The sequence below is a fragment of the Roseococcus sp. SDR genome, from assembly GCF_019083995.1.
Taxonomy (GTDB): domain Bacteria; phylum Pseudomonadota; class Alphaproteobacteria; order Acetobacterales; family Acetobacteraceae; genus Roseococcus.
Map to the genome: position 1 here is coordinate 201,074 of NZ_JAHRCU010000008.1, position 13,564 is coordinate 214,637.

General features: G+C 71.9%; 11 protein-coding genes. 6 read left to right on the forward strand and 5 right to left on the reverse strand.

The features are described from left to right. Positions 1-60: 60 nt before the first annotated feature. Both KTR66_RS11545 and KTR66_RS11550 read left to right on the forward strand, forming a co-directional pair. A complete protein-coding gene (locus tag KTR66_RS11545) occupies positions 61-1,311 on the forward strand; it encodes an FAD-binding oxidoreductase (protein ID WP_213612739.1) in 1,251 nt (416 codons plus the stop codon). Beyond that, positions 1,308-2,639 (forward strand): MATE family efflux transporter, encoded by a 1,332-nt coding sequence (locus tag KTR66_RS11550; RefSeq protein ID WP_213612740.1) that lies wholly within the window; start codon positions 1,308-1,310, stop codon positions 2,637-2,639. Before KTR66_RS11545 ends, KTR66_RS11550 begins: the two co-directional genes overlap by 4 nt. On the opposite strand, the gene KTR66_RS11555 is transcribed toward KTR66_RS11550, so the two are convergent. From KTR66_RS11555 to KTR66_RS11570, 4 genes are all read right to left on the reverse strand, one after another. Then, the gene (locus KTR66_RS11555) at positions 2,634-3,059 is read right to left on the reverse strand and encodes a hypothetical protein (RefSeq protein WP_213612741.1); all 426 of its coding nucleotides are present in this window, start codon (positions 3,057-3,059) and stop codon (positions 2,634-2,636) included. The genes KTR66_RS11550 and KTR66_RS11555 overlap by 6 nt on opposite strands. Before the next feature lie 190 nt (positions 3,060-3,249). After that, positions 3,250-6,456, reverse strand: coding sequence for an error-prone DNA polymerase (locus KTR66_RS11560; protein WP_213612742.1), 3,207 nt, complete (start codon positions 6,454-6,456; stop codon positions 3,250-3,252). 233 nt (positions 6,457-6,689) lie between these two features. After that, positions 6,690-8,039: a hypothetical protein gene (locus tag KTR66_RS25180; protein WP_213612743.1), complete on the reverse strand. Its 1,350-nt coding sequence runs from the start codon at positions 8,037-8,039 to the stop codon at positions 6,690-6,692. Between the two features lie 118 nt (positions 8,040-8,157). Beyond that, positions 8,158-8,925 carry an ImuA family protein gene (locus KTR66_RS11570; protein ID WP_213612744.1) on the reverse strand — a complete coding sequence of 256 codons (768 nt, stop codon included), beginning with the start codon at positions 8,923-8,925 and terminating at the stop codon, positions 8,158-8,160. A 171-nt stretch (positions 8,926-9,096) separates the two neighbouring features. Between KTR66_RS11570 and KTR66_RS11575 the strand changes: the two genes are divergently transcribed. Next, complete coding sequence (locus tag KTR66_RS11575; protein WP_213612745.1) at positions 9,097-9,891, forward strand: serine protease; 795 nt, start codon at positions 9,097-9,099, stop codon at positions 9,889-9,891. Between the two features lie 7 nt (positions 9,892-9,898). On the opposite strand, the gene KTR66_RS11580 is transcribed toward KTR66_RS11575, so the two are convergent. Then, positions 9,899-10,129: a DUF1127 domain-containing protein gene (locus KTR66_RS11580; RefSeq protein ID WP_213612746.1), complete on the reverse strand. Its 231-nt coding sequence runs from the start codon at positions 10,127-10,129 to the stop codon at positions 9,899-9,901. A gap of 106 nt (positions 10,130-10,235) precedes the next feature. Here KTR66_RS11580 and KTR66_RS11585 point away from each other — a divergent pair, with 106 nt between their 5' ends. From KTR66_RS11585 to KTR66_RS11595, 3 genes are all read left to right on the forward strand, one after another. Beyond that, positions 10,236-11,099 (forward strand): LysR substrate-binding domain-containing protein, encoded by an 864-nt coding sequence (locus KTR66_RS11585; protein WP_213612747.1) that lies wholly within the window; start codon positions 10,236-10,238, stop codon positions 11,097-11,099. A 53-nt stretch (positions 11,100-11,152) separates the two neighbouring features. Beyond that, on the forward strand, positions 11,153-12,118 hold the full coding sequence (locus KTR66_RS11590) for a tripartite tricarboxylate transporter substrate binding protein (RefSeq protein WP_213612748.1): 966 nt from the start codon (positions 11,153-11,155) through the stop codon (positions 12,116-12,118). A gap of 72 nt (positions 12,119-12,190) precedes the next feature. After that, positions 12,191-13,171: a tripartite tricarboxylate transporter substrate binding protein gene (locus KTR66_RS11595; protein WP_213612749.1), complete on the forward strand. Its 981-nt coding sequence runs from the start codon at positions 12,191-12,193 to the stop codon at positions 13,169-13,171. The last annotated feature ends 393 nt before the right edge of the window (positions 13,172-13,564 follow it).

Sequence of the window (13,564 nt, forward strand, 5' to 3'; positions counted from 1 at the left end):
CTTGCCGAAACCTTCGGGCTGCATTGCGGGCGCGTCAATCATGCGCGAGCATCCCGGATCATGGACCCAAGACCTCGCATCCTTGTCATCGGCGCCGGCATCGTCGGGCTGTGTTCCGCCTGGTATCTGGCGCGGCAGGGCGCGGCGGTGACCCTGGTGGACCGCGAGGGGCCGGGCGAGGGGACTTCCTCCGGCAATGCAGGCGCGATCTCGGGCGGCTCAGTCGCGCCGCTCGCCATGCCGGGCGTGCTGAAGCAGGTGCCGGGCATGCTGCTCGACCCGAAGGGCGCGCTGCACATCCCCACGCGCTATTGGCCCGCCGCCTTCCCCTGGCTCTGGCGCTTCGTGCTGGAAGCGCGGCCCGAGCGCGTGCAGGAGATCGCGGAGGCGCTCGCCGTGCTGCTGCATGGCGCGGAGGAGCGGCATCTCGAGATCCTGGCTGCCGAGGGCGCGCTCGATCTCATCACGCATAATGGCCAGCTCTACCTGTACCGGGACGCGCAGCACCTGGCGAAGGATGACGCGGCCTGGGCGCTGCGCCGCCAGCACGGGCTTGAGATGCAGGTGCTGGACCGCGCTGGGATTCTCGCGCTGGAGCCGGAGGTGTCCGAGACCTATGGCGTGGCCGTCTTCCTGCCGCGCCAGGGGCATTCGGTGAACCCGCTGCGGCAGGCCCGCGTCATCGCGCGCGGCATCGAGCGCATGGGCGGGCGGATCCTGCGCGGCTCCGTCTCGGCGCTCACTACCGAGGGCCATCGCGTCACCGGCGCCAGGGTGGATGGCGCGCCGGTCAGCGCCGATCACGTCGTGCTGGCCGCCGGCGCCTGGTCGGCCAAGCTGCTGGCGCCGCTCGGCATCAAGGTGCCGCTGGAGAGCCAGCGCGGCTATCACATCATGCTGCCGAACCCGGGTGTCATGCCGCGCCGGCCCGTGGTGCCGGCCGATCGCAAGGCCTTCATCACGCCGATGGAGGAGGGGCTGCGCATCGCCGGCACGGTCGAGTTCGGCGGCACGGAGGCACCGCCCAACCCGGCCCGCGCGGCGATGCTGCTGGAGGATCTGGCGAAGGTCTATCCGCAGGCGGATACGCGCGATGCGAAGCCGCATTGGATGGGCCATCGCCCCTGCCTGCCGGACAGCCTGCCCGTGGTGGGGCCGGTTGCGGCCTGGCCCGGCCTCTGGTGCGCCTTCGGGCATGGGCATCTGGGGCTGACCGGCTCGGCGCCGACCGGCGCGCTGCTGGCCGCCGCGATGCTGGGGCCCAGGCCCAATGCCGACCTCACGCCCTTCGGCGTGGAGCGCTTCGCGTGAGCGCCACCGCCCGGCCCGGCTCGGGCGAGCTGGCCAGGCGCATCCTGGCGCTGGCCGCGCCGACGACGCTGCTCTCCGCGCTGCAGGTGGTGGCGCTGCTGATCGAGACCTGGATCGCGGCCCGTCTTGGCCGTTCCGCGCTGGCGGGCTGGGCGGTGGTGCTGCCGTTTGCGCTGCTGCTGGGCCAGATGTCGGCGGGTGCGATGGGCGGCGGCGTGGTCAGCGCCATCGCCCGCGCGCTGGGGGCGAAGAAGCCGGAGGAGGCCTCCGCACTCGCTGTCCATGCGCTGCTGATCGCGCTCGGCTTCGCGGCGATGTTCGTGATCCTGCTGGCGGGCTTTCCCTGGACGCTGCTGGGCTGGATCGGCGGGCCGGAGGCGGCGGCGGCGGGTGCCCCTTATGCGGCGGTGATGTTCGGCCTGGGCGCCGTGCCGGCCTGGATGGCCAATACGCTGGGCTCCATCCTGCGCGGGGCGGGCAAGCATGCGCTGGCGGCGCGGGTGCTGAACTTCGCCTGGCTGGGTTACCCGGCGCTGGGCTTCGTGCTGGCCGAGGTGCTGGGCTGGGGGCTGATCGGCCTCGGCCTTGCTTTCGCGCTCTGCTTCTGGGGGGCGGCGGGGGTGATGGCGAAGGTGGTCTTCTCCGGGGCCGCGGGCTTCACGCCGAACCTGCGCGTGACGCTGCAATGGGCGTTGTTCCGACGCATCCTCGCTGTGGGCGCCATCGCCTGCACGCTCGCGCTGATCGCGAATATGGCGACCATCCTGGTGACGGCGCGGCTTGCCTCCTATGGCGCGGCGGTGGTGGCGGCCTATGGCGTCTCGGCTCGCCTGGAATTCATGATGATCCCGCTCGCCTTCGGCGTGGGCTCGGCGCTCACGGCCCTGGTCGGCCGCGCGGTGGGGCAGGGGGATTGGGAGACGGCGCGGCGCACCGCCTGGGTGGGCGGGCTGATGGCGTTCGGCGTGTGCTCCACGGTCGGCATCTCGGTCGCGCTGCAGCCGCTCTTCTTCGCGAACCTCTTCGCCTCGGATGCCGAGGTGGCGGCGATCGCGGCCCGCGCGCTGACCTTCATCGGGCCCGCCTTCGGCGGCTTCGGCCTCGGCATGGCGATGTATTTCGCGGCGATGGGGGCGGGGCGGATGGGTTATCCGATCCTGGCCGGCGTCTCGCGCCTTGGCATCGCGGTGGGGGGCGGCTGGCTGCTGGGCGATGTGCTGGGCCTTGGCATGGACGGGCAGTTCCTGGCCGTGGCGCTCGGCGTCACCGCCTATGGCGTGCTGGCGGCGGTGGCGGTGCGGGCCAGCATCTGGGGCCCGCGCTCATAGGCGCGGCGCGAAGCTGACGCCGCCGCGCCGCAGCGCGCAGGCCAGGTGGATCAGCGCGGGCATGGCGCGATAGGCGCCCAGCGGCGGGGCCAGGCGATGCAGCAAGCCGAGCGCCATGCTGCGCCGCCCCTGCTGCACCGCGCCGATGGCGAGCAGCAACGCGGCCTCGCTGGGCTGGATGCTGAGACAGAGCGGGCAGCCCAGTTGCAGGCCGGGCAGGGCGCGCAGCAGCGGGTCGAGCCGGAGCGCCACGCCCTCCACGCCGGCGGCGGCCAGCACCAGCGCGGCCTCGCCCACCGGGCCGGCGGGGCCGGGGCCGGCCCAGGCGCGGGCGGCGTCCAGCAGCAGGCGCTCGGCCTCCGGCAGGTCGTCCGCGCTGTCATTCAGGTGGGGCCAGGTGGGAAGGCCGCGAGTCGCCATGGGCAGGTTCTCCGTGCTGCCCGCACTATGCTGCAAATGAGAATGATTCGCAAATACCAGCTGGCAATGCCCTGGGAGAATCCGGCCGCACCGCGGCCGGCGGCCACGCGATGCCCTCGCCACCCGCGCACCATGCCTGAGGGCCGCAAGCCAAGCGCGCGGAGCGCGCGCCGGCGCCTGAGGCACAAAATCAATGAAAATCCCGGCTCGGTTGCCGCAGCGCCTCCTTCCGCTTCACCCGCGGGTCGGGCGAGAGGTTTGGCCGCAGCACCTCATCCGCATGGGCGATGCCGCGCGCCCAGGTGTCGCCATCCAACTCATGCAGCCCGTGCAGCAGGGCCGAATGGTCCTCCAGCTTGCGCACCAGCAGGTGCAGGATGGGCACATGCGCCTCGGTGCGTTCGAGGCGCCCTTCGGCGATGACCAGGCGCGCCGCCACCACCTCGCGCCGGAAGCGCTGCGAGATATCGGGGAAGAGGACGAGGTTGGCCGTGCCGTGCTCATCCTCGATGGTGAAGAACATCACGCCCTTCGCACTCCCCGGCCGCTGCCGCACGAGGACGAGGCCCGCGACCCGCAGCCATTTCCCCTGCCGTGCCTGGGCATAGTCCCGCGTGCTGACGGCGCCGCGGCGCGTGAGTTCGCCGCGCAGCAGTGCCAGCGGATGCGGCCCGAGGGTCAGGCCCGTGCCGGCGTAATCCAGCACCACGCGCTCGCCCGCGGTCGCCAGAGGGAGTTGCGGCGCGGCCTCGGTGATGGGGGCGGCGAGGGCGGTCGCGTGCTCCACCGCCGCCGCCTCCCAGAGTGCCGCGCGGCGATCGAGGCCCAGGCCGCGCAGCGCATCGGCTTCCGCGAGCCGCTCCACCGCGCCGCGATCCAGCGCCGCACGGCGCACCATGTCGCGGAAATCGGCGAAGGGCCGCGCCTCCGTGATGCGCTCTGCCACCTTGTCGGAGAGGCCCGTCACGAGGCGCAGGCCTAAACGCAAAGCGCCATCCGCCCGATGACCAGAGGGCGCAGCCCGGAGGTCTGAATCGGTCGGGGCAGCATGCTCCAGCGTGCAGTCCCACGCGCTGACGGTCACATCCACCGGCCGCACCCGCACGCCATGCTCCCGCGCGTCGCGGATGATCTGCGCGGGCGCGTAGAAGCCCATGGGCTGGCTGTTCAGCAGCGCGGCCGCGAAGGCCGCCGGGTGGTGGCATTTCAGCCAGGCCGAGATGTAGACGAGCTGCGCGAAGCTCGCCGCATGGCTCTCCGGAAAGCCATAGGTGCCGAAGCCTTCGAGCTGGCGGAAGCAGCGCTCCGCGAAGCCCGGATCATAGCCGTTGCGCGCCATCCCTTCGAGGAACTCGGCGCGGAATTGCGGCAGCTGGCCGTTGCGCTTGAAGGTCGCCATGGCGCGGCGCAGCTGGTCGGCCCGCGTCGCGGAGAAACCGGCGCCCACGATCGCGATCTTCATCGCCTGCTCCTGGAAGAGCGGCACGCCGAGCGTCTTGCCCAGCACCTCCTCCAGGCCGTGCGGCACCTCGATGGCCTCCTCGCCATTCCGCCGCCGCAGATAGGGATGGACCATGTCGCCCTGGATCGGCCCCGGCCGCACGATCGCGACCTCGATCACCAGATCGTAGAACTCGCGGGGGCGGAGGCGCGGCAGCATGTTCATCTGCGCCCGGCTCTCCACCTGGAAGACGCCCAGGCTGTCCGCCCGGCTCAGCATCTCATAGGTGGCCGGGTCGTCCTGCGGGATCTCGGTCAGCGCCCGCTTGCCGATCAGCGCCAGAGCGCGGCGGATGCAGGAGAGCATGCCGAGGCCCAGCACATCCACCTTCAGCATGCGCAGCGCCTCGATGTCGTCCTTGTCCCATTCGATCGTGTGGCGGTCCGCCATCGCCGCGCGCGTGACGACGCAGAGCTCGGTCAGCGGCCCGCGCGTGATGACGAAGCCGCCGACATGGGTGGCCAGGTGGCGCGGGAAATCCTGGATCTCGTCGGCCAATTCGCAGGCGAGGCTGAGGCGCGGATCTTCCGCATCCAGCCCATGCTCGGCCGCGATCTCGGCCCAGCTGGCATCGCCGGCCCCCCAGACCGCCTTGGCCAGCGGCGCCGTCACCGCCTCATCCAGGCCCAGCGCCTTGCCCACCTCGCGGATCGCACTGCGCTCGCGGAAGCGGATCACGGTCGCGGCGATGGCGGCGCGGTGCCGGCCGTAGCGTTCATAGATGTGCTGGATCACCTCCTCGCGCCGCTCATGCTCGAAATCCACGTCGATGTCGGGCGGCTCGTCGCGCGCTTCGCTGATGAATCGCTCGAAGAGCAGGTCATGCTTGTCGGGCGGCACGGCGGTGATGCCGAGCGCGTAGCAGACCGCCGAATTGGCCGCCGAGCCGCGCCCCTGGCAGAGGATGCCGCGGCTGCGCGCATAGCGCACGATCTCATGCACCGTCAGGAAATAGGGCGCGTAGTTCAGCTTGCCGATCAGCGCGAGTTCATGCGCGATCTGCCGCGCGACCTTCTCCGGCGTGCCCTCGGGCCAGATGCGGTGCTGCGCTTCCGCCACGCGCGCCTCCAGCGTCTGCTGCGGCGTGCGGCCGGGGTCCAGGATCTCGTCCGGGTATTCATAGGCGAGTTCGCGGAGGGAAAACCGCGCGACCTCCGCCAGCTCCGCCACGCGATCCACCGCCGACTCATGCCCCTGGAAGAGGCGACGCAGCTCGGCCTCGGGCTTGAGGCAGGCTTCGGCATTGGGCTCGGCGTCGAGGCCGAGTTCATCCACGGTTCGGCCCAGGCGGATGGCGCTGAGCACATCCGCGAGGCGCCGGCGTTGCGGTGCGTGGTAGCGCACGCCGCCGGCCGCGATCAGCCGCGCGCCCATGGCCGCCAGCGCATCGAGCCGGGCGCGGTCGCCTCCGGTGGCCCGGTGATGCACGGCCACCATCAGCGGCATCGCCAGCGCGCGGCCGAATTCCGCCGCATCGCGCCTGAGCCGCGTGGCGAAACCGGCATCAGGCTGGCGGGGGGCGACGAGGGCCAGCGCCTGGCCGGGGCTGGCTGCCAGCAGCGCCTCGCGCGTCAGCGGGCATTCGCCTTTGGGTGCCTCCATCCGCGCGGCCGAGAGCATGCTGGTCAGCCGCCCATAGGCCGCGCGGTCGCTGGGCCAGGCCAGGTATTCGCTGCCGTCCAGCAGGGTGAGCCGCACGCCCAGCAGATAGCGCAGCCCCGCCTGCTCGGCTGCGACCATGGCCTGGACGCTGCCGGCGAAACCCTGGCGGTCCGCCACGCCGATCAGGGAATGGCCCAGGCGCTGCGCCGTCTCCACCAGTTCGCGCGCATGCGACGCCCCTTCCAGAAAGGAGAAGTTGGAGAAGGCGGCAGGCTCGCCGAAGGAATGTGCCATGCCCTCAGGCGCCGGGCGCCGGCTCCGCCGGCTTGGCTTCGGAACGCTGAAGCGTTCCGCCGCGCCTGTTCGGCGCGGATACGCTGAGGGCGGTGCCGGGCTGAGAGGAGCAGCGTTCCTTCCGAGAATCCGGCCGCGCATGCGGCCGGCGCCGCCCAACCGCCCTACGGGCCTGGCGCACCCGTGGTGCGGCGAAGCCAAGCGGCCGGAGGCCGCGCCCGGCGCCTGAGGGCCTAAACAAAACTTCCATGCAGATACCACCGGGCATCCGGCGCGCCGGGGGCGCCGCTGCGGCAGACCCACCAGCGCGCGCCGCACTGGGTCTCCACCCGATAATAGTCGCGCGGGCGGGCGGCGTGGCCGTTCCACCATTCGGGCTCCAGCCGCTCCGGCCCCATGGCACGCAGGATGCGATGGCTCTGGCGCCCCAGCCGCAGCAGGGAAGGGGGTGCATCGGGCAGCAAGGCCACCGCCTCCAGCGGCAAAGGCCGGCGCAGCAGCCGCACCGGGCGCGCCGCCGGCTGGAAGGCGACAGGCTTGGCGAAAGGGCTGACGCGACGCAGCGCCCGTTCGGGCCAATGCGAGGCATGCGGCGCCAGCCGCCACAGCTTCACCCGCTGCCCCAGCCGGTCGAGCAGCGCGGCCAGTTCCTCGGGCGCCGTATCCTCGCCCGGCAATCCGGCCTGGCGGGGGGCGAGCGCCTCCGTCACCTCGGCCGCCAGCACCAGGCGCTCGAAGCCCAGTTCCGGCCGCAGCTCCTCCACGCGCCGGGCCAGCAGGCGGTGCAGATGGGTGGGCTCGCGGCTCGCCTGGCCCAGGCCCTGGCGCAGCTCCTGCCAGGAGGCATCGCCCCGGAAGGCGGTGAGGCGCAGCACGCGCGCGCCTTCGCCGGCGGCCAGCAGCCCCGCGCAGAGCTGGGCGATCAGTCCGCTGATCGCGCGCTCCAGCCCCGGGGCAGTGACCAGGGGCGAGAGGCAATCCCGCGCCACGCGGTGGCGGGGCGGCGGGCGGATGGGGGTGAAGGGGGCGATGGCGCCGCGCAGCGCCGCGAGTTCCTGCGCGATGGCGGGGCCGAAGCGGCGGGCGAGCGGGCCGCGCGGCTGGGCTTCCAGCGCCGCCACCTCGCGCAGGCCCAGGCGGTGCAGGGCGGCGATCATGGCTTCGGGCAGGGCCAGCGCGCTGACCGGCAGGCGCGCCAGATCCGGCATGGGGTCCAGCACCTGGGAGGGCAGGCCCGCGCGCAGCAGGGCGGCCAGGGCGGCGGGGGCGGCGCCGATCAGCCCGCGCGCCGGGTGCCCGGCCTTTTCGAAGGCGGCCAGGATGCGGGCCAGCAAGGCGGGCTCGGCCTCGGGCAGGCCGGTGGTTTCGATCAGCAGCCCCTCGTCGCGCCAGAGGCCGACGAGGGGGGAGAATCGCAGCGCCCAGACGGCCGCCCGCGGCTGGGCGAGGCCTGGCCCGTGCAGCATCAGGAAGCGGCGGGTGCTGGCGGTCTGCTCCGCGGCGGGGATGAGGGCGGGGGGCGTGGGCGGCCCCGCCTCGAAGAGCGGCAGCCGCGGCGTCCGTGCAGCGCGCCGCCCCGTCATCGCCCCGATGCCTTTTCGGACAAATGGAGATTCCGAGGCTTTGTCTGGAAGTCCCTAAAATTCCTGGGGTCTGGGGCCTTTCGGCCCCAGCCGCCGGAGGCCTCTTTTCGTGCCTCTTTCATGCGCCAAAGGCCCGCTTGTTCGGCTGAGCTGCCCCCATCACCCGCAATTCACCTCTGAGCGCATCCCATTCCCCCGCCCAGGCCCCCGGCCGTCCGCCCCGCGCGCGCAGCAGCGCGATCTCCCAGGCCGGATCGCCGATCTGGTGGGCCGAGCCGCCCTCGCTCGGCCGGGCGGCCAGGCGCCAGCGGGTGAGTGCCGCGGTCGGGCCGGGCGCCTCATCCTCGCCGCGCAGCAGCAGGCCGATGCCGCCCCCCGTCTCGGCCGCAAGCTGCAGGCGCCGCGCGGCGGTGAGGTCGGGCGTCACGTTCATCACCAGGGCCGCGGCGATGGCCGGACAGCGCAGCCCTTCCTCGGCCGCCCAGAGCGCATCGGCCGGGCGGGGCGCGCGCACCAGGATCAGGCCGGCGGCGGAAAGGCCCAGGGTGGCGAGGCCGGGCGGATAGGCATCGGGCTCATCGGCGATCCAGAGGACGGAGCGGCCGGGCAGCGCCGCCTGGGCGCGGGCCAGCAGCAAGGCGGCAAAGCCCATGCCGGCCCCGGGCTCGGCCGCCAGCACCTCATGCAGCCCGGCGAGCGGCAGGCCGCCCCAGGGCAGGTAGGCGTCGAGCTCGGGGGCCAAGGGGAGGGTGGCGCGGCTGGTCTCGAGCCCCGGATCGAAGCCCGCGATGCGCGCCCGCAGCCCTGCCAGCAGGCCAGCGCGATCCATCGCGGCCGGGGCGGGCGGCTCGGGTTCGGTCGGGGAGGGGCGTGGGGAGAGCAGCATGGTTGTTCTTGAAATGTTCTAATCCCTGGCAGCGCCAAAGGTCAAGCTTCTGGTCGCTCGGCTGGGGGGCGTGTCTCCCGACTTGGCCTTCATCCTTCAGGAATTATTAATTTTTATACCGCAGGCCGAAGGGGATCAGACCGAGGGTGTAATATTGCCATGCCGGAAAACATGCACCGCTTTCTTGGATTGTTCCTGGGCGCCCTGCTTCTCGCGGGTTGCGCGGCCCTGCCCGCCCAGCAGGCCGAGGGAACGCCCGCCGCGCGCGTTGCGCGGGACAGCCTGGCCAGCCTGCAGGCGGGCGGCGTCTCGGTGGGTGCCGCGATCGCGGTGGATGACCAGCATGTCCTCACCAACGCCCATGTGCTGCGCCAGGCCGGCGGCCCGGTCACGCTCCGCCGCGCCGACGGCTCGGCCGAGGCAGCGGCCCGGCTGGTCGCGACCAGCCCGCGCATGGACCTCGCCGTGCTGCGCATGCCCGAAGGCTTCCTCCGCCCCGCGCCGCTGGCCCCCGAATTGCCGGTCGCCGGCGAGGCGGTCTGGGCGCTCGGCCCCGAGGGGCTGGGGCGCGCTTTGGCCGAGGGGCGGGTCGCGCGGCCCTATGTGCAGATGCGCGGCTTCGGCCCGGGCTTCACGGCGGGGCTGGGCGCGCTGATGGGATTTTCCGGTGGACCCGTGGTGGATGGCCGGGGCCAGGTGATGGGGCTGACCACCGCCCTGCCGCAACCCGGTGCGGCGCCCCTGCTGGCCGCCATGACCGGTGTGGATCTCGCCGGCCTCGCCGAGGGCGCGCGCCGGCAGGTCTTCATCCTCGACATCCGCGAGGCGATGGCCGAGGCGGAGCGCCTCGGCGTGCCGATCGCCGCCACCCCGGCGCAACCGGCGGTGGCCATGCGCCACCGCCCCTGGCGGGAGGCGGCCGGCTGGGCGGAGGGCCGGCTGGCCGGCGCCTCGCCCCGGCCGTAAGGCCGGTTCAGCCCCCCTGGATGTCCCAGGGCTTGCGGGCCGCCTCGATCTGCGCGTCCAGCCGCGTCAAGCCGATGTCGCGCAGCAGATGCGGGTCCAGCTCGGCGAGTTGGCGGCGGGTGTCATAGGCGCGCCAGAAGCGGGCCAGCCAGACCACCCAGCCGAAGCTGAGCTTCGGCGTCCCGAACCGCGCGGGAAGCCGCGAGGCGGAGGGAAGGGGGCTGATCTGGGCGGACATGGCTTCTGTTCCTTGTGCGAAAGTACCCCCCTGTTATCCCAGCCTGGGAACCATCATTCAAACGACTAATCTTGACGGTCAACATCAATTATTGTGATGTTGCCCAATGAACCTCCCCGCCGGCCTCGACCCCGAGCTGCTCCGCAGCTTCGTCCTCATCGCCGAGGGGGAGAGCGTGACCCGCACCGCCGAGAAGATCGGCCGCACCCAATCCGCCGTCTCCATGCAGATGCGCCGCCTGGAGGAGATCCTGGGCGAGGAATTGCTGCGCCGCGGCCATCGCGGCCTGGAGCCCACCTCGAAGGGCGCCTGGCTGCTGGAGCGCGCCCGCACGCTGCTTGCGCTGAACGAGGAGATCATCACCACCTTCCGCGCCCCGGCGCTGACCGGCCAGGTGCGCCTGGGCAGCCCGGATGACTACGCGCTGCAATGGCTGCCCGGCATCCTCGCCCGCTTCGGCCGCACCCATCCGGGCATCGAAGTGGATGTGCTCTGCATGAGCTCCGAGGAACTCGCCCGCCGCCTCCAGCATGGCCATCTCGACCTCGCGCTGCTGACCGAGGGCCATGGCCGCGATGGCGAGGAGGTCTGGCGCGGCCCGCTGCGCTGGGTGGGGCCGCAGGGCAGCACGCTGCACAAGCGCGACCCGCTGCCGCTCGCCGCCGCCCATCCGGGCTGCACCTGGCGCCGCGCGGCGCTGGAGGCGCTGGGCCGCGAGGGGCGGCGGGTGCGCGTCAGCTACAACAGCACCACCCAATCCGGCTGCTTCGCGGTGGCCCTGGCGGGCCTGGCGCTCACCATCTCGACGCCGACGCGCCTGCCGCCCGGCCTCGCCTGGATGGGGGAGGCGGAGGGGCTGCCCTCGCTGGGCGAGATGGGCATTTTGCTGGCGCTGGGCGAGGCGCCCCTCTCGCCGGGCGCCCGCGCCCTGGTGGAGGCGATCCGCGCCGGTTTCGCACAAGCTTCTTGAGGCGGCACGCAGGGCTGTGGTCTGCTCCCCGGCGTCACACCGGGGAAGCCAGAATGCGCCGCCGTTCCGCCATCGCCTCCTTGCTCGCGAGCCCAACCTTGGCCACGGGCGCCTGGGCGCAATCCTGGCCCGAGCGGCCGGTGCGCATCATCATCCCCTTTCCGCCCGGCGGCTCGAACGACACGGTGGCGCGCATCCTCCAGCCGCGCCTGCAGGAGATCCTCGGCCGGCCGGTGGTGGTGGACAATCGCGCCGGCGCCTCGGGCTCCGTCGCCTCCACCGAGACGGCGCGCGCCGCGCCCGACGGCCACACCTGGATGCTGGCCAATGACACCCTGGCCGGCAACGAGACGCTGATGAGCCTGCCCTACCGGGTGATGGAGGCCTTCACCTTCTGCTCGCTGCTGGGGACCTGCCCCTATGCGCTGACAGCGCACCCCTCCACGCCCTTCCGCACCCTGCCCCAGATGATCGAGGCGGCGAAGGCGCGGCCGGATGCGCTGAGTTACGCCACCACGGGTGTGGGTTCGCTCGCGCATGTGGCGACGGTGCTGCTGCAGCAGCGCGGCGACTTCAAGATCAGCCACGTGCCCTATCGCGGCGGCGGCCCGGCCCTGCAGGACGCACTGGCCGGCCATGTGCCGCTGTTCATGTCCAACATCGTGATCATCCTGAGCCATATCCGCGAGGGCCGGCTGATCCCGCTCGGCGTCTCTTCGGCGCAGACCAGCCGCTTCCTGCCGCAGGTGCCGACCTTCGCGGCCCAGGGCTTCCCGGGCTTCGAGGCGCTGACCTACTGGGTGATGGTGGGCCCCGCCGGCATCCCGCCGGCCATCAACAACCGGATGCAGGCGGCCCTGCGCCAGGTGCTGGGCGAGGCGCCGATCCAGGCGCGCATGGCCGAGCAGGGGGCCGAGATCGTCGCCGCCAGCCCGGCCGAGACCGAGGCCTTCATCCGCGGCGAAATCGCCAAGTGGGGCGAGGTGATCCGCGCCAACAACATCCGCACGGAAAGCTGACGAGACTTGCCAAGGCGCCGGGCTTTCCGGCATGTCCGTTCCGGTTACTCAGAAAAGCAACCGGGAGGTTACATGATCAATCGCCGCCTATTCCTCAGCCTGGCCGGGACGGGCCTCGCTGCCCCCGCGTTGCTCCATGCGCAAAGCCTGGGCGCGGGCTTCCCCGACCGGCCACTGCGCCTGATCGTCCCCTGGCCGCCCGGCGGCTCGACCGACACCATCGCCCGCATCTACCAGGCCCGCCTGGGCGAGGTGCTGGGCCGGCAGATCGTGATCGACAACCGCGGCGGCGCCTCAGGCGCCACGGGCGCGATCGAGGCCTCCCGCGCGCCGGCCGATGGCAGCACCTGGACCTTCGTCTACGACACGCAGAGCACCAACGAGACGGTGATGCGCCTGCCCTTCCGCACCATGGAGGCCTTTGTTCCGGTCTGCCATGTGGCCTCGGGCCCGCTGGCGATGGTGGCGCATCAGTCCACGCCCTATCGGACCTTTCAGGATGTGGTGGAGGCCGCGCGCCGTGCGCCGGATACGCTGAACTACGCGACCTCCGGCGTCGGTGGCCTCGCCCATGTCTCGACGACGCTGCTGCAGCAGCAGGGCAATTTCCGGATTGTCCACGTGCCTTATCGCGGCGGTGGGCCGGCCGTTCAGGACGCCGTGGCGGGCCATGTGCCGCTGTTCATGACCAATGTCGTGATCGTGAGCCAGCACATCCGCTCGGGCGTGCTGCGGCCGCTCGGCGTCACGACCGCGACCGAAAGCCGCCATGTCCCGGGGGCGCCGACCTTCGCATCCCAGGGCTTCGCCGGCTTCGAAGCGCCCACCTGGTGGGCGATGCTGGGCCGCGCGGGCACGCCGGCGCCGCTGGTGCGCCAGATGAACGAGGCCCTGGTGACGGTCCTGCGCGAACCGGCCGTGAAGAACCGGATCGAGGAGCAGGGCTGCGACATCGTGGCGAGCACGCCCGAGGAATGCGGCCGTTTCCTGCAGGCCGAGATCACCAAGTGGGGCCGCGTGATCACGGAGAACAACATCCGCGCGGATAGCTGAGCGCCCTCCGAATCGGCGAGGGCTGTGCAAGTCGCATGGGATGCATGGTCGCTATGCGTCGAATTGCGGGAGAGGCGCTTTACAGTTCTGCTTCGCTCCCGTAGATACCCCTCACCGCCGAGGAACACTTCGGTGGTGAGGGCTCGGCCCACGAAGAGCTTGACCGGTGCACTGAATGTGCTAAGGTCCATCCCCTTCGCGGTCGAATCCGCGTCCATCTGAAAAGATGGGATGAGTGCTCCATCCGGGTTTCCGGTTGGGACGCTCAAGTTGTTTCACAATTAAATCTGTTGTGCAGATGGTTATGATTGCTATCTGGGCGGGGATGCGTGGTTGGCGCTGCGTGTGGTGACATGCGTTGGTGTTGGCTGATGTATCTGGCGTCTTGGTGGT

Excerpts from the sequence above, each read along its gene's own strand:
- KTR66_RS11545 (WP_213612739.1), top strand. The coding sequence starts at position 61 with ATGGACCCAAGACCTCGCATCCTTGTCATCGGCGCCGGCATCGTCGGG.
- KTR66_RS11555 (WP_213612741.1), bottom strand. The coding sequence starts at position 3,059 with ATGGCGACTCGCGGCCTTCCCACCTGGCCCCACCTGAATGACAGCGCG.
- KTR66_RS11560 (WP_213612742.1), bottom strand. The coding sequence starts at position 6,456 with ATGGCACATTCCTTCGGCGAGCCTGCCGCCTTCTCCAACTTCTCCTTT.
- KTR66_RS25180 (WP_213612743.1), bottom strand. The coding sequence starts at position 8,039 with ATGACGGGGCGGCGCGCTGCACGGACGCCGCGGCTGCCGCTCTTCGAG.
- KTR66_RS11570 (WP_213612744.1), bottom strand. The coding sequence starts at position 8,925 with ATGCTGCTCTCCCCACGCCCCTCCCCGACCGAACCCGAGCCGCCCGCC.
- KTR66_RS11575 (WP_213612745.1), top strand. The coding sequence starts at position 9,097 with ATGCACCGCTTTCTTGGATTGTTCCTGGGCGCCCTGCTTCTCGCGGGT.
- KTR66_RS11580 (WP_213612746.1), bottom strand. The coding sequence starts at position 10,129 with ATGTCCGCCCAGATCAGCCCCCTTCCCTCCGCCTCGCGGCTTCCCGCG.
- KTR66_RS11585 (WP_213612747.1), top strand. The coding sequence starts at position 10,236 with ATGAACCTCCCCGCCGGCCTCGACCCCGAGCTGCTCCGCAGCTTCGTC.
- KTR66_RS11590 (WP_213612748.1), top strand. The coding sequence starts at position 11,153 with ATGCGCCGCCGTTCCGCCATCGCCTCCTTGCTCGCGAGCCCAACCTTG.
- KTR66_RS11595 (WP_213612749.1), top strand. The coding sequence starts at position 12,191 with ATGATCAATCGCCGCCTATTCCTCAGCCTGGCCGGGACGGGCCTCGCT.